The organism is Dorea sp. AF36-15AT (assembly GCF_003477705.1).
GTDB lineage: Bacteria > Bacillota > Clostridia > Lachnospirales > Lachnospiraceae > Claveliimonas > Claveliimonas ammoniilytica.
Genome location: NZ_QUDV01000001.1, coordinates 220,854 through 242,141 on the forward strand (window position 1 = coordinate 220,854; position 21,288 = coordinate 242,141).

The following is a 21,288-nucleotide window of genomic DNA, read 5'->3' on the forward strand; positions in this document are numbered from 1 at the left end:
AGACATGAACAAAAAGAAAGGCATTATCAGTCTCATTCTCACAGTCGTTCTGATCGGATTGCTGGGATTCACGACAATCGTAGGATTCGGCGATGCCCATATCGGAGCTTCTAAGAATATCAAACTTGGTCTGGATCTGGCAGGTGGTGTAAGCATCACTTATCAGGTTAAGAATGACAATCCTACGAGTGAAGAAATGAGCGATACGATCTACAAGCTGCAGAGGCGTGTAGAACAGTACAGTACCGAGGCATCTGTATATCAGGAGGGAGACGACCGAATCAATATCGAGATTCCGGGTGTAACAGATGCAAATAAGATTCTTGACGAGCTTGGCAAGCCGGGTTCTCTGGAATTTCAGGATCCGAATGGTGAGACAGTAATTACCGGATCTGATGTCAAGACAGCGACTGTTAAGACAGGTCAGGACGATCTGAATAACAAAGAGTATTCAGTAGAGTTAACATTGAACGATGACGGAACAAAGAAGTTCGCAGATGCTACAACGGAGTTTGTGGGTCAGCAGATTTCAATCATATATGATGGTGAGACTATTAGTGCACCTAGCGTAAAACAGGCTATTACTGGTGGACAGGCATATATCACCGGTAACTTTACATACGAAGAAGCGGAGAATCTTGCTTCTACGATCCGTATCGGAGGTTTGAAGTTGGAATTGGAAGAACTTCGTTCTAACGTAGTAGGTGCTCAGCTTGGAGCGCAGGCAATCAGCACCAGTGTAAAGGCAGGTATCGCAGGCCTGGTACTGGTATTCCTGCTGATGTGTTTCCTGTATCTTCTGCCTGGACTTGCATCCAGCCTGGCATTGGTTATTTATACAGGACTGGTACTGGTTATCCTGAATGCCTTTGATATTACACTGACCTTACCGGGTCTTGCGGGTATTATTCTTGGTATTGGTATGGCAGTAGACGCCAATGTTATCATCTTCGCCCGTGTGAAGGAAGAGATGAGCAAAGGCAGAAGCGTGCGCAATTCTTTGAAAGAAGGTTTCCACAAGGCAATGTCAGCCATCGTAGATGGCAATGTAACTACCCTGATCGCAGCAGCGGTACTGTGGCTGAAGGGCTCCGGTAGTGTTAAGGGATTTGCCCAGACACTGGCAATCGGTATCATCGTGTCTATGTTTACGGCACTGGTGATCACACGTATGATCGTATATGCGTTCTATGCAGTCGGTATCCACAGTGAGAAGCTGTATTATAGACCGAAGAAAGAACGCAAGCCATTTGACTTCGTGGCAAAGAGAAGAGTATTCTATCCGATCGCGGCAGCAGTAATCATTGCAGGATTTGTCGTAATGGGAGCAGGCTCTGCATCAGGAAGAGGTGCATTTGCATACAGTCTGGAGTTTGAAGGCGGTACTTCTACAACGGTAGAATTCGACAAAGACTACAGCATTGACGAGCTGGATGAAAAGGTTGTTCCTGTAGTAGAAGAGGTTACAGGAGATAAGAACGTACAGACACAGAAAGTTGCTGGAGGCAACCAGGTTATCATTAAGACCAAGACTCTGGATCTGGATACTCGTGAGAAGCTGAATCAGGCTATGGCTGATAACTTTGGCGTAGATGCTTCTACGATCACAGCTGAGAATATCAGTTCTACTACAAGTAAAGAGATGCGTCAGGATGCCGTTATTGCGGTTATCGTTGCTACTATCTGTATGCTGATCTACATCTGGTTACGATTTAAGGATATCCGCTTTGCGGGAAGTGCGGTACTGGCGTTGATCCATGACGTACTGGTGGTTATCGCATTCTATGCGGTATCCAGAATTTCTGTGGGTAATACCTTTATCGCATGTATGTTGACAATCGTTGGTTACTCTATCAACGCAACCATCGTTATCTTTGACCGTATCCGTGAGCAGTTGAAGACAAAGACGAAGAATGCAGACCTGAAAGAGATCGTTAACGATAGTATTACGCAGACACTTACCAGAAGTATCTATACATCACTGACAACCTTTATCATGGTATTCTGTCTGTTTATTATGGGCGTAAGTTCTATGAGAGAATTTGCATTACCACTGATGGTAGGTATTCTGGCAGGAGCATATTCTTCTGTATGTATCACCGGTACACTGTGGTATACATTGAAGAGCAAGTCAAAGAAAAAGAAATAAAAGTAACTGTTAGAAGTGACGGTTACAGACAGCCATGCCGGTTCAGGCGTGGCTGTCTTTGTATAATGAAAGTATGAAATGGAGAATATTATGGAACGCTGGGTATTGCTTAGAAAAGGTGCAGACTATCAGGCGATCGGAGAAAAATTTCATATTGCGCCGAGGATCGCATGCCTGATCCGCAATCGGGAAGTGATCGGAGATGAAGCCATTGATCAGTATCTGAATGGCACGATTGCAGATCTGCATGATGGTATGCTGATGAAAGGTATGGATCAGGCGGTGGATATTCTGATGGAAAAGATTCGGGAAGGTGCAAGGATACGTGTGATCGGAGATTATGATATCGATGGCGTGAATGCAACCTATATTCTGCTGGAGGCACTGGAAGGACTGCGCGGAGAGGTAGATATGGATATTCCGGATCGGATTACGGATGGATATGGTCTGAACCGCAATCTCATTGACCGGGCATTTGACGATGGTATTGATACGATCATTACCTGCGATAATGGAATTGCGGCGGAATCAGAGATTGCATATGCAAAAGAAATGGGAATGACTGTGATCGTTACGGATCATCATGAAGTGTCGTATACAGATGAAGGAGAAGAGCGGATTTATCATTTGCCGCCAGCAGATGCAGTGGTCGATCCAAAGCAGCCAGGATGTGAATATCCATTTAAAGGACTTTGTGGAGCCGCGGTAGCGTATAAATGCATGGAATGTCTGTATGAAGCCATGGGAGAGGATTCGACAGACCTGGATTATCTGCTGGAACCAGTTGGCATTGCAACCATTGGAGATGTGATGGATCTGACAGATGAGAACAGAATCTTTGTAAAACAGGCACTGGAAATGATGGGACACAGCTCTAATCCAGGACTTCGTGCACTGATGCAGTGTACGGGGGTACCGATAGATCAGGTGCGTGCATATCATGTCGGGTTTGTGCTTGGCCCATGTATCAATGCGGGAGGCAGACTGGATACGGCAAAACGTGCACTGGCACTTCTCAGAGCAAAAAATGAACGGGATGCCATGGTACTTGCCGGCGACTTGAAGGCATTGAATGACAGTAGAAAGGAACTGACCGAGTGGGCAGTAGAAGAAGCTGTCCATATAGTGGAGGAAAAAGGATATCTGGATGATCGTGTATTGGTGATTTATTTACCGGATTGTCATGAAAGCATTGCCGGAATTGTAGCAGGAAGGATCAGAGAGCGGTATTACCGTCCGGTATATGTGCTGACCGACAGCGAGGATGGCGTTAAAGGATCAGGCAGATCGATTGAAGCATATCATATGTTTGAAGAACTGATTAAGTGCAGTGATTTGCTGACAAAGTTTGGCGGGCACAGACAGGCAGCAGGACTTTCAATGGAGCCGGGAAAGGTAGACGCATTTCGCAGAAGATTAAATGAGAACTGCACGCTCACAGAAAAAGATCTGCAAGAGAAGGTCTCAATAGATATGGAACTTCCATTTTCCAACATTACAGAACAGTTTATCGAAGAGCTGGAACTGTTAGAACCATTTGGAAAAGGCAATACCAAGCCGGTATTTGCAGTGCGGAATGCAGAACTCTTATCTGCCAGAATAATCGGCAAAGAGCGTAATATGCTGAAGTTTCAGATTCGGGATGACAGCCGTGTGACGATGGAAGCATTATACTTCGGAGATGCGTCTGTATTTATGGAAACAGTGACTGCCAGATATGGAAGAGACTGCGCAGAACGGCTACTTGCAGGTAAATCATCCGGTATTCGGATGTCATTTACTTTTTATCCGGGTATTAATGAATACATGGGTAACCGAAGTATGCAAATTATCATTACCCATTATATGTAATTATAATTACCTATAAATAGGTATAATATGTAAAAGAGTTTGAAAACATTGTATCCAAATGCTATACTATAAAATAGTATATTCGATACTGAAAGGAAGGAGGGCATTGATATGGCAGATGTGAAGAAACAGATGGAGCCGAGCAGCAGTATCAGACCGGAAGTTATTACAGAGAACCAGGCAATTGGTCTGGAAGTTGTAGATGGTCATGCAGTGAAAGCACCTGCAGATTATCAAGACCCTGAGGAATTATATCAGATTCTGATTAACAAAGTGAAAACGTATCATCCGTCAGAAGATGTGTCCATGATCGAGAAAGCATATAAGCTTGCAAAGGAAGCTCACAAAGGACAATTCCGTAAATCTGGAGAAGCATACATCATTCATCCCCTGTGGGTAGCCATTATACTGGCGAATCTGGAACTGGATAAGGAGACAATCGTAGCCGGAATACTCCACGATGTGGTAGAGGATACGGTTATGACAGATGAAGAGATACGAAAAGAATTTGGAGATGAGGTAGCACTTCTGGTAGATGGTGTTACCAAGTTGGGACAGTTGTCTTATTCTGCAGATAAGCTGGAAGTACAGGCAGAGAACCTGAGAAAGATGTTCCTGGCTATGGCAAAGGATATCCGTGTTGTCATTATTAAGCTGGCTGACCGCCTGCATAATATGCGGACGCTGCAGTTTATGCGCCCGGAGAAGCAGAAAGAAAAAGCAAGAGAGACGATGGACATTTATGCACCAATCGCGCAGAGACTTGGTATCTCCAGGATTAAGACGGAGTTGGATGATCTGTCTTTAAAATATCTGAAGCCAGAGGTGTTTTATGATCTGGTAGATCAGATCAATGCACGTAAGACAGAACGAGAAGAATTTATCCAACAGATTGTTGAGGAAGTATCTAATCATATTAAGAATGCGAATATTGATGCGGATGTTTACGGAAGGGTAAAGCATTTCTTCAGTATCTATAAGAAAATGGTGAATCAGGATAAAACAGTTGACCAGATTTATGACCTGTTTGCTGTACGCATTGTAGTAGATTCCGTCAAGGACTGTTATGCGGCACTGGGTGTGATCCACGAGATGTATACACCGATTCCGGGCAGATTTAAGGATTATATCGCTATGCCAAAGGCGAATATGTACCAATCTCTGCATACGACACTGATGAGTTCTGCGGGACAGCCGTTTGAGGTGCAGATCCGCACTCATGAGATGCATAAGACTGCAGAATATGGTATTGCAGCACACTGGAAATACAAAGAGTCCAATGATGGCAAGAAGAGTGTGAAAGTTCAGGAAGAAGAGAAGCTGAACTGGCTCAGGCAGATCCTGGAGTGGCAGAGGGACATGTCTGATAACAAGGAGTTCCTTTCTATGCTGAAAGGAGATCTGGATCTGTTTAAAGAAGATGTATATTGCTTTACGCCAAACGGAGAAGTAAAGCGTTTGCCGAATGGCTCTACTCCGATTGATTTTGCCTACGCGATCCACAGTGCGGTAGGTAATAAGATGGTCGGTGCCAGAGTGAACGGTAAGCTTGTAACTATTGATTACAAGATTCAGAACGGAGACAGAATCGAGATCCTGACTTCGCAGAATTCCAAAGGACCAAGCCGTGACTGGTTGAACATCGTGGCGAGTTCACAGGCGAAGTCTAAGATCAATCAGTGGTTTAAAAAGCAGTTTAAAGAAGAGAATATTATACGCGGTAAGGAACTGATGGCAGTTTACTGCCGGTCTAAGAGTATTGAGATTACGAATATTACCAAGCCGAAGTATCAGGAGATTGTGCAGAGAAAATACGGATTCAGAGATTGGGAGTCTGTACTTGCGGCGGTTGGACATGGCGGCTTAAAAGAAGGTCAGGTAGTGAACCGACTTGTGGAGGAATACAGCAAGGAGCACAAGAAAGAGATTACCAATGAGGCTGTTCTTGAAAAGGTAGCAGAAGCGACCAAGAATAAGGTGCACATTGCGAAGTCTAAGAGTGGTATCGTGGTCAAAGGTATTGATGATGTGGCTGTTCGTTTCTCACGTTGCTGTAATCCGGTGCCGGGTGACGAGATCGTGGGATTTGTAACCCGCGGAAGAGGACTTTCTATTCACCGTACGGACTGCGTGAATATATTAAATCTGACGGATGCTGAAAGAGCCCGTCTGATCAATGCAGAGTGGGAAAGCACTGTTACCGGCAAAGAAGGCGGTCAGTATCTGACAGATATCAAGATGTATGCTGAGGACAGACAGGGACTTTTGATGGAGATGTCTCGTGTATTTACGGAAGAGAAGATAGACGTTAAGACTATGAATGTGCGCACAAGTAAGAAGAATACAGCCACGATTGAAGTTGGATTTATCGTACACGGCAGAGAGGAACTGGAGCGTGTAGTTAAGAAACTGCAGCAGTTATCAGGTGTGATCGATATTGAACGTACAGCTGGCTAATCCGACGGGAGGATAATGTATGAATTTTGGAATTGTTGGAACGAATTTTATTTCTGACTGGTTTGTAAATGCAGGAAGACACTGCGAAGGATTCTGTGTACAGGCAGTGTATTCCCGCACCATGGAGAAGGGAAGAACTTTCGCAGATAAGCATGGAATTCCAGATTGCTATGATTCACTGGAAGCACTTGCATCAGCAGATAATGTGGATGCAGTGTATATTGCAAGCCCGACAGCCTGTCATGCAGCACAGAGTATCCAGATGCTGAATGCAGGGAAACATGTACTCTGTGAGAAACCGGTAGCGTCTAACGAGAAGGAGCTCCGGGCAATGCTTGCAGCAGCAAAGGAACATGGTGTGGTCTTTATGGAGGCAATGAAGCTGGTGATCAATCCGGCATTTGATGCTATTATGGAGAATTTGCCAAAGCTTGGTAAGATCCGAAGAGTAACATTTCAGATGTGCCAGTATTCCAGCAGATATGATAAGTTTAAGAATGGAATCATTGAAAATGCATTCCGTCCGGAATTATCCAATGGAAGCCTGATGGATATCGGTGTCTACTGTGTACATCCGATGGTAAAGATTCTTGGAAAACCAGACCGTGTGATGGCATCCTGTGTGAAACTGCATAACGGTGTGGATGGCATGGGGACAATTCTTGCATCCTATGATGAACAGGGAGCACAGGCAGAACTGATCTATTCTAAGATCACAGATTCGCCGGTTCCAAGCCAGATTCAGGGAGAAGATGGCACGATGTATATGGAAAGCCTTCCTATCCTAACGAAGGTATGGATCAGATACCGGGATAAGAGCAGGGAAGATATTTCATTTGAACTGGAAGATCCTGATAATAATATGAATTATGAGATTGCAGAATTTATGCGCATTGCGGAAGCGAATGGATCCGCTGAAACACATAACCAATATTCGGTATGGGAGATGCAGGTTATGGATGAAGCGCGCCGTCAGATGGGAATTGTATTTCCGGCTGACAGAGTATAAGAGTGTATAGGTATAATATAGGCAGAGGGATAGAATATGACAGTAAAACAATTTCTGGCAGGTCCGATTGGGACAAACTGTTATTTATTGATCAATGAAAAAACAAAAGAAGCGGTTATCGTAGATCCGGCGTCCTGTCCGGATTATATGATGAATTATATTAAGACGGAAGAGATTAAATTGAAAGCAATTCTGCTTACACATGCGCATTTTGACCATATTATGGGAATTGATGATGTTCTTAACAAATATGGTAAGATGCCGGTATATGTGCATGAGGCAGATAAGCCGATGCTGGAGGATCCGCAGCAGAATATGACGATGTCCTGTGGCTTTCCTTATGCTTACAAAGGGGCACAGGCAGTACAGGATGGTCAGGTGTTGTCACTGATCGGTTATGAAATCAAAGTTCTTCATACACCGGGACATACACCGGGAGGATGCTGCTATTATATTGCATCGGAACATGTGCTGATCAGTGGAGATACGCTGTTCCAGCAGTCTATCGGAAGAACGGATTTCCCTGGCGGAAGCATGAGTGATCTTGTCCGTGCAGTGAAAGAGAAGCTGATGATACTTCCAGAGGATACCGTGGTATATCCCGGACATATGGGAACGACCACAATCGCAGATGAAAAGAGAATGAATCCATTTTTGTAGTGAATGGATCATTTAGTATAGTAAGAAGAGAAAGAGCCGGGCATCTGATGTGATTTCAGATGCCTGTTCAAGTAAAGGAACTATTATGATAAAGATAGAAGCAAAAGAAGAACGGTATCTGTACAATGCGTATCATATGATCAAGGCCTTTTATGCATCGGAAGAGGTCGAACAGTGCTGCAAGAAGAATCAGAAGGAAGATCTGAAACTGACGGAGACAGACGGAACATCACAGATTTTTACAATAGATACAGACCATACCCATTGTGTGAACGATATCCGGCGAGAGCTTGACAGAAAGGTATATCAGTATCTGGTTCATCGAACAGGTAAAGAACTTGCGTGGGGGATGCTGACCGGAGTCCGACCTGCTAAGCTTGCTACAAAGGCGGTAGAGCAAGGTGTAGAGAAAACAGAGTTTATAAAGCAATTCCAGGAAGAATATCTGGTGTCAGCGGAAAAGGCAGGACTTGCATATGACATTGCAGTGCGGGAGCGGGATGTATTATCTGAACTCGATTATAAGGATGGCTACAGTCTGTATGTAGGGATTCCGTTCTGTCCGAGTGTGTGTAGTTACTGTTCGTTCAGTTCTGGACCGATAGATAAATGGCGAGATCAGATTCCGGCGTATCTGGATGCGCTTTGCAAAGAACTTACATATATCGGAAAAGTATCCTCAGAGAAGAAACTGAATACCATTTACATCGGAGGCGGTACACCTACCAGCCTGGATGCAGAGCAGCTGGATCAGATTCTGACCTGTATTGATCAGTCATTTTCCAGAGAGCATCTGCTGGAATATACGGTGGAAGCCGGAAGACCAGATAGTATTACGGAAAAGAAACTTCAGGTGATAAAACGGCATGGAGTTACACGTATTTCTATTAATCCACAGACTATGCAGCAGAAGACGTTGGATCGGATTGGAAGAAAGCACAGTGTGCAGGAAGTAAAAGACATTTACCGGATGGCACGGAAACTTGGATTTGACAATATCAATATGGATCTGATCGCTGGGCTCCCAGGAGAGGGGCTGGAAGATATGAAGGATACGCTTGCGCAGATCCAGGAGCTTGCGCCGGACAGCCTGACTGTGCATTCACTTGCAATCAAGCGTGCGGCGCAGATGGGGCAGGAGAAGAGTACTCTTGGCTATGTGCGGGATCTGGAGGAACAGACGGAGCATCCGGAAAGAATGGCAGAGACATTATCAGCGATGATCGAATGTGCGCATGAGACGGCCTATGAGATGGAACTAGTGTCATATTATCTGTACCGGCAGAAGAATATTGCGGGTAATTTTGAAAATGTTGGTTATGCAAAGGTTGACAAAGCCGGAATATACAATATACTTATTATGGAAGAAAAACAGTCGATTATTGCGGCAGGTGCAGGTGCATCAACCAAGATCGTACTGCCAGTGCCTGTTCCTGTACCAGGCAGCAGGAATGGAAAAACCACGACATTGATTCGTGTGGAAAATGTAAAAAGCATTCGGGATTACATTGCCCGGATTGATGAAATGATAGAGCGAAAAGGAGAATGGTTATGGCATTAAAGAAGAAACCAGTCACCGGTATGAAGGACATGATGCCGGACGAGATGGAGATCCGTGATTACGTGATCCACCTGATCAAAGAGACTTATAAGACATATGGATTTACCTCGATGGAGACACCATGTGTAGAGCATATTGAGAACCTGTGCAGCAAGCAGGGGGGAGATAATGAGAAGCTGATCTTTAAGATCCTGAAGCGTGGCGAGAAGCTGAAGCTTGAGACTGCAAAGGATGAGGCAGATCTGGTAGACGGAGGACTTCGTTATGATCTGACTGTACCGCTTGCAAGATACTATGCAAATCATGCTAACGATCTGCCGTCACCGTTCAAGGCATTGCAGATCGGTAATGTATGGCGTGCAGACCGTCCGCAGAGAGGACGTTTCCGTCAGTTCATGCAGTGTGATATTGACATTCTCGGTGAGGCATCGAACCTCGCAGAGATCGAGCTGATCCTTGCAACGACAGCAATGCTTGGTAAGCTTGATTTTACGAATTTTACAGTAAAGATCAATGACCGTAATATCCTGAAAGCCATGGCGGCTTACTGTGGATTTAAGGAAGAAGATTATGATGAAGTATTTATTATCTTGGATAAGATGGACAAGATCGGTAAAGATGGCGTAGCAGAAGAACTCTGTGAGATGGGTTATGACAGATCAGCTGTTGATCAGTATCTTGGATTGTTTGATGAGATCACACCGGATGTATCCGGTATCCGCTATCTGAAAGAGAAGCTTGGCGATTGCCTGAAAGATGAGACGGCAGACGGTATGGGACAGATTATTTCCAGCGTAGAAGCCGCAAAGGAATGTGACTTCAAGTTACAGTTTGATCCGACACTGGTGCGTGGACAGTCATACTACACAGGAACCATTTTCGAGGTGACGATGGATGACTTCGGCGGCTCTGTTGCCGGAGGTGGAAGATATGATAAGATGATCGGTAAATTTACCGGACAGGACACACCGGCATGTGGATTCTCTATCGGATTCGAGCGTATTGTCATGCTGCTTCTGGAAAATGGATATCAGATTCCGTCTAAGCGTGCAAAAAAAGCATATCTGCTGGAGAAGAAGATGCCGCAGGAAGGCATCCTGAAAGTGCTGAATCTTGCCAAAGCAGATCGTGCGGCAGGCAAGCAGGTGTTGATCGTGAATATGAAAAAGAATAAAAAGTTCCAGAAGGAACAGCTGGCAGCAGACGGTTACGAAGAAATCGTGGACTGCTACCGTGATTCCATAATGGAGCTGTAAGATTGATAGCTATACAATCAATATAGAAGTTAATATAGAAGAGAACAATCGAGGAGGATTATCATGGCTGAGTCAATGAAAGGACTTAAGAGAACGCACAGATGTGCGGAGCTGTCAGCAGCTAATATCGGCGAGACAGTTACAATTATGGGATGGGTGCAGAAGAACAGAAATAAAGGTGGACTGGTGTTTGTGGACGTGAGAGATCGTTCCGGTATCATCCAGATCGTGTGTGAGGAAGGAAAGACGGATGCCGCAGTAATCGAAAAGGCGACAAAGCTGCGTTCTGAATATGTAGTAGCTGTAGTTGGTACGGTTGCAAAGCGTTCCGGTGCAGTGAATGAGAACCTGGCAACAGGAGAGATCGAAGTACTGCCGACAGAACTTCGTATTCTGGCAGAGGCTGAGACACCTCCGTTCCACATTGAAGAGAATTCTAAGACAAAAGAAGAAATCCGTCTGAAGTACCGTTATCTGGATCTGAGAAGACCGGATATGCAGAGAAACCTGATGATGAGAAGTAAAGTAGCGACTCTCACCCGTCAGTTCTTAGCAGAAGAAGGATTCCTTGAGATTGAAACTCCGGTACTGATCGGAAGTACACCGGAAGGAGCCAGAGATTATCTGGTGCCAAGCCGTATCCATCAGGGACATTTTTATGCGCTGCCACAGTCACCACAGCTGTTTAAACAGCTTCTGATGTGCTCGGGCTGTGACCGTTATTTCCAGCTTGCCAAATGTTTCCGTGACGAAGACCTTCGTGCGGACAGACAGCCGGAATTTACACAGATCGATATGGAGCTGTCTTTCGTAGATGTTGACGATGTAATTGAAGTCAATGAGAGACTGCTTGCCAAACTGTTCAAAGAAGTGCTTGGCGTAGAGGTATCTCTGCCAATTCAGCGTATGACATGGCAGGAAGCGATGGATCGCTTCGGTTCTGACAAGCCGGATATCCGTTTTGGTATGGAACTGAATGACGTTACAGACGTTGTACGTGACTGCGAGTTTGTCGTATTTAAGAATGCGATTGAAAATGGCGGAACTGTTCGCGGTATCAATGCCAAAGGACAGGGCGGTATGCCGAGAAAGAAGATTGATAAGCTTGTTGCATTTGCTAAGGATTACGGTGCAAAGGGGCTGGCATATATTGCAATCCAGGAAGATGGTACAGTCAAGTCTTCATTTGCCAAATTTATGACAGACGAGCAGATGAAAGCCCTGATCGATGCAATGGGAGGAGAGAACGGAGACCTGCTTCTCTTTGCGGCAGATAAGAATAAAGTCGTATGGGCAGTACTTGGCGCACTGCGTCTGGAACTGGCTGCACAGATGGATCTGTTAGATAAGAATGAATACAAATTCCTGTGGGTAACAGAGTTCCCGCTGCTTGAGTGGAATGATGAGCAGAACCGTTTCACAGCAATGCATCATCCATTTACCATGCCGATGGAAGAAGACCTGCAGTACATCGACAGTGATCCGGGACGCGTTCGTGCGAAAGCATACGATATCGTACTGAACGGTAACGAGATCGGCGGGGGAAGTGTACGTATCTTCAATCCTGAGATCCAGAGCAAGATGTTCGAGGTACTCGGATTTACACCGGAACAGGCACAGGAGCAGTTCGGATTCCTGCTGACAGCATTCAAGTACGGAGTACCGCCGCACGCAGGACTTGCATACGGACTGGATCGTCTGGTAATGCTGATGGCCAAGGAAGACAGCATCCGTGACGTAATCGCATTCCCGAAGGTAAAGGATGCCTCCGATCTGATGACAGAAGCTCCGACAAGAGTTGCACAGGAGCAGTTGGATGAACTGGGGCTTGCAATTACCGCAGAGACAGAAGAATAAGAAAATCATGAGATACCCGTTTGGACAAGATCTGAACGGGTATTTTTTGCAGGACGAGTAGGGGCAACCTACTCGATTAATATTGCACAAAACTTTGAGCAGACCTCAGATAGTGGAGCAAAAATGAATCTTTTACAGAAATATCTTTTTGTAGCGCTTGACAATTTCCGGAGTATTAAGCACAATGAAAGTAGCAAAATGGTGATAAATAATCGGTTAGAAGCATGGCTTGCTTTTATGTGTATGGATGATCCGGATGATATACTGAGAATTATAGAGAGTTGTCCGGACTTTAAGGAAATGTACGAGCAAATTTATGATATCTGCCGGAATCTGGATGGAGTGATGAGAATGTTTTCAAAAGAATTGCAGGAACTGGATCGCAACAGTGTAGAGCTGATGGTAGATGAGATGCAGAAAGATCTGGATAAGACCAGAGAGAAACTGGTTGAGACGAGAAAGAAGATGGAGACAAAGGACCAGCAACTGGTGGAAACGAGAAAGAAGATGGAGACAAAGGACCAGCAGCTGACAGAGAAGGATAAAGAAATAGAGTTGTTAAAGAAAGAATTGGAAAATATGAAGAAGTTGTACGAGGAGAATAAGTAAGATGCTGGAAGTGAAGTTCTATGATACAGTTGCGGATGGACTGTTAAAGTTCGCAGTGATTATTTCAAGATATGATGGAAAGTGGGTGTTTTGCAAACATAAAGAAAGAGATACTTATGAAGCACCAGGCGGACACAGAGAAGAGGGCGAAGCTATCTTTGATACTGCAAAGAGAGAACTGCAGGAAGAGACGGGAGCAGTTAAGTTTTCTGTAGAACCTGTATGCGTGTATTCTGTGACCGGTAAGAACCGGGGCAATGATACCGGAGAAGAAACATTTGGATTATTGTGCTATGCAGATATAGAAGAATTTTCCGGAACATTGGACAGTGAGATAGAAAAGGTTGTGCTGTTGGAAGAGCTTCCGGATAATTGGACTTATCCGCTAATACAGCCCAAACTGATTGCAAAAGTTGTAGAATGTAAACTATAAGAATGCGTGTAGTCTTTTGTGGTAAACATAAACGATTACAAATATGGTTGATTGTGAAAGAGTCTGTCATTTGACAGGCTCTTTTATACGCCTAAACTCAGTTAAATTCAATCAAACTCGTGCAAACGATACAAAAACAGTTGTGGATATTTGTGAATTAGTTTGATTGACTGTGACTGAATTTGGTGATATATTGATATCAGAAAGAGAACAGGAGGGAAAATGATGATTTACACGGTTACATTTAATCCGTCTTTGGACTACATTGTATCGGTAGAGAATTTCCAGCTGGGTCTTACCAACCGTACCAGTTCGGAACTGATGCTTCTGGGAGGCAAGGGTGTCAATGTGTCGACCGTTCTTATGAATCTGGGAATTGAGAACACAGCACTTGGATTTGCGGCAGGCTTTGTTGGAGATGAGATTGTCAGACAGATGGAAGAGATGGGTGTACAGAATGGATTCATCCGGATTGAAGAAGGAGTGTCCCGAATCAATCTGAAGTTAAAGTCTATCGATGGAACGGAGATTAACGGACAGGGGCCTGTGATCAGTCCGGAGCATGTAGAAGAACTGATGAAGCAGCTTGACAGACTGGGAGAAGGGGATGTGTTATTCCTTTCGGGAAGTATTCCGTCATCGATGCCAGATGATGCATATCAGAAGATCATGGAACGGCTGGATGGCAGAGGAGTACAGATTGTCGTGGACGCAACAAAAGATTTGTTGCTGAATGTACTGGAATATCATCCATTTTTGATCAAACCGAATAACCATGAACTGGGAGAACTCTTTGGCGTGGAACTTAAGACCAGAGAAGAGGTTATTCCGTATGCGAAGAAGCTGCAGGAAAAAGGCGCAGTCAATGTGTTGGTTTCTATGGCTGGCGAAGGGGCAGTACTTATTGATGCAAATGAAGACGTGTACATGGCACCGACACCGAAGGGAACGCTGGTTAATGGCGTGGGCGCAGGAGATTCTATGGTGGCAGGATTTATGGCCGGATGGCTGGAAAAGCAGGATTATGAACATGCATTCTGTATGGGTGTGTCTGCAGGAAGCGCCAGTGCATTTTCAGAACATCTGGCAACAAAGGCTGAGATTGAAGCAGTGTATCAGCAGGTAACGGGTAATAAGTAGTCTATAAGAGGTATAAGAGTAGTCAGGAGGAAGGAAGAATGAGAATCACAGATTTGCTGGATAAGAGAAGTATTTCTCTGGATGGAGCCCCGAAGAAAAAGCGGGAAGCCCTGGATATGGCAATCGATATGGGCGGTCCGTTCAATAAAGCGACATACGTATTCGGCACAGCAGCAATCGCAGCAGGTAACTATGACATTATGGCAGCGGTTATGATCGGTGGTATGGTACCTCCTTGTGCTATCGCACTTGCAACACTGTTGTTCAAAGATAAATTTACCAAAGAAGAGCGCAATCCCATTTGCGGCAGCAGATCCGATTCATGTACTTCCGGCATGTATCTGCTAGCGCTGGTAGTTGGAACGATTGTAAGCGCAATCCTTCTCGGTGTTCTGAAGAAAAAGGTTGCATAATTAAGGGTGACGTACTATTGACTGGCAAATGTGAATGCGGTATGCTAATTACAGGACATGTAAGGAGAACGCATATGCTTACAGAACAGAGATATGAACTGATATTACGGTTATTAGAAGATAAAAAAAGTATAACAGTAGCTGAGGTCCGGGATCTTCTCCGGACCTCAGAGTCTACCGTAAGAAGAGATATTACGGCACTGGATAAGGCTGGCAAGCTGACCAAGGTATTCGGTGGAGCAGTGGCAAAGAATTATCAGACATTTACTCCGGCAGAGCCTACAGTGGCTCAGAAGCAGGATGTGAATCTGGAAGAGAAAAGACGGGTTGCCAAGTACGCAGCGTCTTTGATCGAACCGGGTGATTTTGTATATCTGGATGCCGGAACAACAACGGCGATGATGTTAGATTATCTGCTGGATGACAGTGTGACATACGTGACAGATGGTGTGGCGCATGCCCAGCGTCTGGTAAAGAAAGGCATGAAAGTTATCCTGCTCGGTGGTGAATTAAAAGCCAGCACCGAGGCAGTGATCGGTACGCAGGCAGTTCAGATGCTGATGAATTATCATTTTACGAAAGGCTTTTTTGGAACGAACGGTATTACTCAGAAGACAGGTTTTACTACACCAGATATTAATGAAGCTTCTGTGAAGAGTGTGGCGATGGAGCAGTGCAAAGAATGTTATATTGTGACGGACTCATCCAAATTTGATCTAATCAGTCCGGTAAGCTTTTCGACGTTTTATGGGGGCACGATTCTGACCGACCGGATTGTAAGCGGTTATGAAGGTATGAAGCATATTATAAAAGTTCCTTAAAAAAGTTGTTGACAAATCGCAAACGCCGTAGTAGAATAATTATTGTTCTGATGCGGAACAATTCAATATGCGACAGTGGCTCAGTTGGTAGAGTACAACCTTGCCAAGGTTGGGGTCGCGGGTTCGAACCCCGTCTGTCGCTCTTATAAAAGCAATTGTTTCCATCAGAACAACTGAATATGCGACAGTGGCTCAGTTGGTAGAGTACAACCTTGCCAAGGTTGGGGTCGCGGGTTCGAACCCCGTCTGTCGCTCTTGATAAAGAGATTTTCGATTTGCTTCGGAGATCTCTTATTTTTTGTACTGCAACAATTCAAGGAGAGGAGAACTGCATGGAGCTTCAGATTTATCATTCAGTAAATGAAGGTTTATACCTGTGGAATGGAACGAGTGGTCTGTTGATTGACGGACTGCATCGGGGAAGGAAAACAGGATTTTCTGATACATCGGAGCAGTATATTTGTATGATGCGTCAGGGAAGGAGTTTTTTTGCCAAACCTAATGACCTGCTTTTTACCCATATTCATGAGGATCATTATGATCAGACACTGGTGAACGAGTTTCAGCAAAGGTATCCGGGACGTATTGTCTATGCTCCGGGACTTGACAAAGATAATATTCAGCCAGTAGTATTAGAACATGGCATTGCCAGAATGCAGATTGAAGAATATGAGGTTTATGCATTTACTACGGTACATGACGGGAAGATTTATGAAGACGAACCGCATTGTTCGTATCTGATCCGTTGGAAGAACCGTTGGATCTGGGTCAGTGGAGATGCAATCCTTGTACCGGAGCTTGCAGATAGGATGCGAACATATACGGGGCAGGACAATGTCTGGAAAGCGTTTGTAATGGTCTATCAGATCAGCAGTGAAAGTGGAAAAGCTTTCCTGAAAAAGCTTGCACCGGAACAGATCTGTCTGTACCATCTTCCTTATCCGGAGGATGACAGATATCATTTTTGTAATCTTGCAGAGCAGAAATGCAGGCAGTGCAAAGCAGAAGGGCTTCCGGTGAAGATAATCGCATCGGACAGCTTTATAGATAGTTAATACAGAGGATAAGATAAAAGGAGACAAGGTATGAAGACAGTGAAAATTGGATTACTTGGACTTGGAACAGTAGGCGGAGGTGTCTACAAATTGATCGAGAGACAAAAGAGTGAGATGGTCAGTAAGACCGGAGCGGATGTGGAGATTGCTAAGATTCTGGTTCACAACCGGAATAAAAAGCGTGAAGGCATTAATGAAAGTTTGCTGACGGATCAGTGGAAAGACATTATAGAAGATAAAGAGATTGACATTGTAGTTGAAGTGATGGGCGGTATTGAACCTGCAAAGACAATCATCACAGAAGCACTGAAAGCCGGCAAGAATGTAGTAACTGCTAATAAGGATCTGCTGGCAGTATGTGGTGAAGATCTGCTGGAGATTGCAGCAGCACATCATGTGGATCTGATGTTTGAGGCAGCAGTAGCTGGCGGAATCCCGATTATGCGTCCGCTTCGTCAGTGCCTGGCTGGTAATGAGATTACAGAGGTTACCGGTATTGTCAATGGTACGACGAACTATATTCTGACGAAAATGTTTGAGCTGGGGATGAGCTTTGAGGAAGCCCTCGCCAAAGCAACGGAGCTTGGTTATGCGGAAGCGGATCCGACAGCAGATATTGAAGGCCTGGATGCCGGACGCAAAGTGGCAATTATGGCTACTTCCGCATTTCACAGCAAGGTCGTATTTGATGATGTGCATATCGAGGGTATTACTAAAATTACAGCCCAGGATATCAAGTATGCAAAAGAATTTGACAGTGTGATCAAGTTGATCGGTATTGCCCGTAATACGGAGAGTGGTATTGAGGCATGCGTATATCCGATGTTGCTTTCATCTGAGCATCCATTAGCATCTGTGCGCAATTCCTTTAATGCGGTATTTGTACATGGTGATGCAGTGGACGATGTTATGTTTTACGGCCGAGGTGCGGGAGAATTTCCGACAGCCAGTGCTGTGATGGGAGATATTATCGATGTGATCCGTGATATGGTAAATGGATGTACCGGACGTATCAGTAATACCTGCTACAGAGAACTCCCGGTGAAAAAGTGCAGAGATATCAGAAGCAAATTCTTCCTTCGTATGCAGGTGGAGAACCGTCCTGGCGTACTGGCTTCGATTGCAAGTGTATTTGGGGAGCATAAGGTCAGCATCAACAAGGTGGTTCAGAAGATTATTACAGACGGTATGGCAGAGGTCGTAATCGTTACGGATGCTGTTAAGGAATATCATATGCAGGATGCGCAGGAAGAACTCCTTCGTATGCCTATAGTGAAGGAGATCAGCAGTGTCATCAGAGAATATTAAACAGGGGAATCCTCTTGCAGAGGAAAAGATCGGGCGTTTGATCGCCCGGTTTGCTGTGCCGGCGATCATCAGTATGCTGGTCAGTTCGCTATATAATATTGTAGACCAGATATTTATCGGACAGGGTGTAGGAATGCTTGGCAATGCGGCGACCAATATTGCTTTTCCGGTATCTATTATATGTACAGCTACGGCACTTCTGCTGGGAATCGGAAGTGCATCGAATTATAACCTGGAAGCAGGGGCGGGAAGAAATGACCGTGCAGCAGGGATCGCAGGCAACGGACTTGCTATGCTGGTAATCTGTGGTGTGGTAATCGGTGCAGTTGTATTGATTTTTCTGAATCCATTGCTGCACCTGTTTGGTGTGACGAAAGAGATCCTGCCATATGCGCAGGATTATACAGGAATTACGGCAATTGGTATTCCGTTTCTGATCCTCACTACCAGCGGTAATCATCTGATCCGTGCGGACAGAAGTCCGACGTATTCTATGACCTGCATGTTAACAGGAGCGATCCTGAATACAATACTGGATCCGCTGTTTATCTTTGTGTGTCACTGGGGCATCAAAGGTGCAGCAGCGGCAACTGTGATCGGTCAGGTGGTATCCGGCCTGATGGTAATCTATTATTTTAGCAAAAAACGGAAGATGGATCTGAAACGAAGTATGTTTGTACCAAAGGCGGGGTATCTGAAGATGATCGTATCGCTTGGGATGGCGTCCTGCATTAATCAGATTGCCATGGCAATTGTGCAGATTACCATGAATAATACTTTGCGGTATTATGGAGCACAGTCCATGTATGGATCGGAGATTCCGCTTGCCTGCGTGGGAGTTATTTCCAAGGTGAATATGGTCTTTATGGCAATTGCAATCGGCATTGCCCAGGGGTGTCAACCGATTTGGGGATTTAATTACGGAGCCCATAATTATGATAGGGTAAGGGAAGCTTATAAGAAGGCATTTGCCATCTGTATTGTGCTTGGCGTAGTGTTTTTTGGATGTTTTCAGTTGTTTCCAAGACAGATTGTCAGTATTTTCGGTTCGGGGAGCGAGGCGTATTTCCATTTTGCGGAACGGTATTTCCGAATTTTTATGTTTGTTACGTTTTTGAATGGCATTCAACCGATGTCTTCAGGATTCTTTACATCCATCGGAAAATCGAAGCTTGGTATCGTAGTATCCCTGACCAGGCAGATCATTTTCCTGTTGCCATTGATTCTGATTTTTCCGTTATTCATGGGAATCGATGGAGTAATGTATGCGGGACCGATTGCGGACGGCGCAGCAGCTCTTGTAGCAATTATATTTGCAGAACGAGAAATGAAGGCTTTACAGCAGGGTAACGTTGTGCTAGAATGATACCCGAAACAAAATAGAATTAAGAAACGCAGAGTAGGAATATGCGCGTCAAGTGCCAGCCGGACGGGGAGTTGTCGGTAGGACGAAAAGTGAAAGAATCACTTGCGGTGCACATTCCGCATCCCGCTGCTACACATAACGGTAAATACCTGCTATGAGTAGTTTTACGGGCTACTGCAAAGGAGGTATTTTTTTATGAGCAATTTGACCAAATCATTTCGAGACTCCTTTCATGAGCTGAAAGACGTAAAGGCGTTGGCAACGACAGCAATGCTTCTTGCAATTGCTGTCGTGTTAGGATTCTATACCCTTCAGGTGACAGATTTCATCAAGATCGGTTTTGCATTTATTGCAGATGAGATGACCGGCATGATGTTTGGACCTGTAGTCGGTGGACTGATGGGAGCGGCGGCGGATATCGTGAAATATCTGGTACGTCCGACGGGAGCATTTTTCCCTGGCTTTACCATCAGCGGAGCACTGAGTGGTGTGATCTACGGAGTGATTCTGTACAAGAAACCACTTAGCATTAAGCGAATTGCATTGGCGAATGGACTGGTAATGATCTTTGTAAATATCTGCCTGAATACATACTGGCTGACATTATTATACGGTCAGGCATTTATGGCAATTCTTCCGGCGCGCGTGATTAAGCAGATTGTATTATTCCCAATCTATGTGGCATTATTTTATGGTGTAAGTAAGATTATGGGAAAAGCGCATCTCTTTACTATGGTAAAAGGAGAACGTGCATAAAGCTTTTACAGATGCATAAAACTGCAGGCATGAAGAATTCTGAAAGATGTTCTTGATTTTCGGAAAAAAATATAGCATACTATCTATAGGGTGTATAATTTTTAATTAAGAAAGGGTGATAGTATGCAGGAGAGATTACCTGTAGGCTTCCTTTTCAAGCAGATTAATACCGTATACGAGAAAGATATTAATAACCAGCTTAAGGGAATTGGAATTACATCTTCTCAGTGTGAGGTATTAGATTATCTGTTCCATTGTGATAAGGAAGAAGTGAATCAAAGAGACATTGAGAAAGCGTTGAACCTGAAGAATCCTACCGTGACCGGACTCTTACAGAGGCTGGATGAGAAGGGGTATGTACTGATCGTACCGAATGCTAAGGATAAGAGAAAGAAGAACGTGTATCTCACAGAAAAGGCATATGATATTCAGCGAAGAATGGAAGCAGACCGGAGACGGATCGATAAGAACCTGACACTGGGAATGACCAGAAGAGAAGTACAGGCACTTCAGAAGATGCTGAATCGCGTATTATATAATGTAAGTGATGTGTAATGACAAGAGGTTTTGTCCAAGAGGGCGAAGCC

17 protein-coding genes, 2 tRNA genes, 1 pseudogene and 1 riboswitch are annotated in these 21,288 nt (G+C 44.6%); all 20 genes and pseudogenes read left to right on the forward strand.

The window, feature by feature from the left end; all coding sequences use genetic code 11:
• The first annotated feature begins 4 nt into the window (after positions 1-4).
• Positions 5-2,149, forward strand: a complete 2,145-nt coding sequence (gene secD / locus DWZ93_RS00940; RefSeq protein WP_118451723.1) for a protein translocase subunit SecD — start codon at positions 5-7, stop codon at positions 2,147-2,149.
• Between the two features lie 90 nt (positions 2,150-2,239).
• Positions 2,240-4,000 (forward strand): single-stranded-DNA-specific exonuclease RecJ, encoded by a 1,761-nt coding sequence (recJ, locus tag DWZ93_RS00945; RefSeq protein ID WP_118451724.1) that lies wholly within the window; start codon positions 2,240-2,242, stop codon positions 3,998-4,000.
• Between the two features lie 132 nt (positions 4,001-4,132).
• Positions 4,133-6,457, forward strand: a complete 2,325-nt coding sequence (locus DWZ93_RS00950; RefSeq protein ID WP_118383357.1) for a RelA/SpoT family protein — start codon at positions 4,133-4,135, stop codon at positions 6,455-6,457.
• A gap of 19 nt (positions 6,458-6,476) precedes the next feature.
• Positions 6,477-7,466: a Gfo/Idh/MocA family protein gene (locus tag DWZ93_RS00955; RefSeq protein ID WP_118451725.1), complete on the forward strand. Its 990-nt coding sequence runs from the start codon at positions 6,477-6,479 to the stop codon at positions 7,464-7,466.
• 36 nt (positions 7,467-7,502) lie between these two features.
• Positions 7,503-8,126, forward strand: coding sequence for an MBL fold metallo-hydrolase (locus DWZ93_RS00960; protein ID WP_118451726.1), 624 nt, complete (start codon positions 7,503-7,505; stop codon positions 8,124-8,126).
• A gap of 85 nt (positions 8,127-8,211) precedes the next feature.
• Entirely contained in the window at positions 8,212-9,687 is a 1,476-nt protein-coding gene (gene hemZ, locus DWZ93_RS00965) for a coproporphyrinogen dehydrogenase HemZ (protein ID WP_118451727.1), read from the forward strand.
• On the forward strand, positions 9,672-10,943 hold the full coding sequence (gene hisS, locus DWZ93_RS00970; protein WP_118383324.1) for a histidine--tRNA ligase: 1,272 nt from the start codon (positions 9,672-9,674) through the stop codon (positions 10,941-10,943). Before hemZ ends, hisS begins: the two co-directional genes overlap by 16 nt.
• Before the next feature lie 63 nt (positions 10,944-11,006).
• Positions 11,007-12,800, forward strand: coding sequence for an aspartate--tRNA ligase (aspS, locus tag DWZ93_RS00975; protein WP_118383325.1), 1,794 nt, complete (start codon positions 11,007-11,009; stop codon positions 12,798-12,800).
• A 198-nt stretch (positions 12,801-12,998) separates the two neighbouring features.
• Positions 12,999-13,409, forward strand: coding sequence for a coiled-coil domain-containing protein (locus DWZ93_RS00980; protein ID WP_147364647.1), 411 nt, complete (start codon positions 12,999-13,001; stop codon positions 13,407-13,409).
• Between the two features lies 1 nt (position 13,410).
• Positions 13,411-13,842 (forward strand): NUDIX hydrolase, encoded by a 432-nt coding sequence (locus DWZ93_RS00985; RefSeq protein ID WP_118451729.1) that lies wholly within the window; start codon positions 13,411-13,413, stop codon positions 13,840-13,842.
• A gap of 225 nt (positions 13,843-14,067) precedes the next feature.
• Entirely contained in the window at positions 14,068-14,982 is a 915-nt protein-coding gene (gene pfkB / locus DWZ93_RS00990) for a 1-phosphofructokinase (protein ID WP_118451730.1), read from the forward strand.
• Positions 14,983-15,098: 116 nt separating this feature from the next.
• Positions 15,099-15,395, forward strand: a pseudogene (locus DWZ93_RS00995) (PTS fructose transporter subunit IIC); the annotation flags it as partial.
• A gap of 74 nt (positions 15,396-15,469) precedes the next feature.
• Complete coding sequence (locus DWZ93_RS01000; RefSeq protein ID WP_118451731.1) at positions 15,470-16,216, forward strand: DeoR/GlpR family DNA-binding transcription regulator; 747 nt, start codon at positions 15,470-15,472, stop codon at positions 16,214-16,216.
• Positions 16,217-16,285: 69 nt separating this feature from the next.
• Positions 16,286-16,358, forward strand: a tRNA-Gly gene (locus tag DWZ93_RS01005).
• 39 nt (positions 16,359-16,397) lie between these two features.
• Positions 16,398-16,470, forward strand: a tRNA-Gly gene (locus tag DWZ93_RS01010).
• Positions 16,471-16,548: 78 nt separating this feature from the next.
• Positions 16,549-17,271 carry a hypothetical protein gene (locus DWZ93_RS01015; RefSeq protein ID WP_118451732.1) on the forward strand — a complete coding sequence of 241 codons (723 nt, stop codon included), beginning with the start codon at positions 16,549-16,551 and terminating at the stop codon, positions 17,269-17,271.
• 30 nt (positions 17,272-17,301) lie between these two features.
• Entirely contained in the window at positions 17,302-18,579 is a 1,278-nt protein-coding gene (locus DWZ93_RS01020; RefSeq protein ID WP_118451733.1) for a homoserine dehydrogenase, read from the forward strand.
• Entirely contained in the window at positions 18,560-19,945 is a 1,386-nt protein-coding gene (locus tag DWZ93_RS01025; protein WP_199665865.1) for an MATE family efflux transporter, read from the forward strand. The genes DWZ93_RS01020 and DWZ93_RS01025 overlap by 20 nt, the downstream gene beginning before the upstream one ends.
• A gap of 27 nt (positions 19,946-19,972) precedes the next feature.
• A riboswitch (THF riboswitch) is annotated at positions 19,973-20,076 on the forward strand.
• Positions 20,077-20,140: 64 nt separating this feature from the next.
• Complete coding sequence (locus DWZ93_RS01030) at positions 20,141-20,701, forward strand: folate family ECF transporter S component (protein WP_118451734.1); 561 nt, start codon at positions 20,141-20,143, stop codon at positions 20,699-20,701.
• 123 nt (positions 20,702-20,824) lie between these two features.
• Positions 20,825-21,256 carry a MarR family winged helix-turn-helix transcriptional regulator gene (locus DWZ93_RS01035; protein WP_118383333.1) on the forward strand — a complete coding sequence of 144 codons (432 nt, stop codon included), beginning with the start codon at positions 20,825-20,827 and terminating at the stop codon, positions 21,254-21,256.
• Positions 21,257-21,288 lie beyond the last annotated feature (32 nt).

Excerpts from the sequence above, each read along its gene's own strand:
- secD (WP_118451723.1), top strand. The coding sequence starts at position 5 with ATGAACAAAAAGAAAGGCATTATCAGTCTCATTCTCACAGTCGTTCTG.
- recJ (WP_118451724.1), top strand. The coding sequence starts at position 2,240 with ATGGAACGCTGGGTATTGCTTAGAAAAGGTGCAGACTATCAGGCGATC.
- DWZ93_RS00950 (WP_118383357.1), top strand. The coding sequence starts at position 4,133 with ATGGAGCCGAGCAGCAGTATCAGACCGGAAGTTATTACAGAGAACCAG.
- DWZ93_RS00955 (WP_118451725.1), top strand. The coding sequence starts at position 6,477 with ATGAATTTTGGAATTGTTGGAACGAATTTTATTTCTGACTGGTTTGTA.
- DWZ93_RS00960 (WP_118451726.1), top strand. The coding sequence starts at position 7,503 with ATGACAGTAAAACAATTTCTGGCAGGTCCGATTGGGACAAACTGTTAT.
- hemZ (WP_118451727.1), top strand. The coding sequence starts at position 8,212 with ATGATAAAGATAGAAGCAAAAGAAGAACGGTATCTGTACAATGCGTAT.
- hisS (WP_118383324.1), top strand. The coding sequence starts at position 9,672 with ATGGTTATGGCATTAAAGAAGAAACCAGTCACCGGTATGAAGGACATG.
- aspS (WP_118383325.1), top strand. The coding sequence starts at position 11,007 with ATGGCTGAGTCAATGAAAGGACTTAAGAGAACGCACAGATGTGCGGAG.
- DWZ93_RS00980 (WP_147364647.1), top strand. The coding sequence starts at position 12,999 with ATGGTGATAAATAATCGGTTAGAAGCATGGCTTGCTTTTATGTGTATG.
- DWZ93_RS00985 (WP_118451729.1), top strand. The coding sequence starts at position 13,411 with ATGCTGGAAGTGAAGTTCTATGATACAGTTGCGGATGGACTGTTAAAG.
- pfkB (WP_118451730.1), top strand. The coding sequence starts at position 14,068 with ATGATTTACACGGTTACATTTAATCCGTCTTTGGACTACATTGTATCG.
- DWZ93_RS01000 (WP_118451731.1), top strand. The coding sequence starts at position 15,470 with ATGCTTACAGAACAGAGATATGAACTGATATTACGGTTATTAGAAGAT.
- DWZ93_RS01015 (WP_118451732.1), top strand. The coding sequence starts at position 16,549 with ATGGAGCTTCAGATTTATCATTCAGTAAATGAAGGTTTATACCTGTGG.
- DWZ93_RS01020 (WP_118451733.1), top strand. The coding sequence starts at position 17,302 with ATGAAGACAGTGAAAATTGGATTACTTGGACTTGGAACAGTAGGCGGA.
- DWZ93_RS01030 (WP_118451734.1), top strand. The coding sequence starts at position 20,141 with ATGAGCAATTTGACCAAATCATTTCGAGACTCCTTTCATGAGCTGAAA.
- DWZ93_RS01035 (WP_118383333.1), top strand. The coding sequence starts at position 20,825 with ATGCAGGAGAGATTACCTGTAGGCTTCCTTTTCAAGCAGATTAATACC.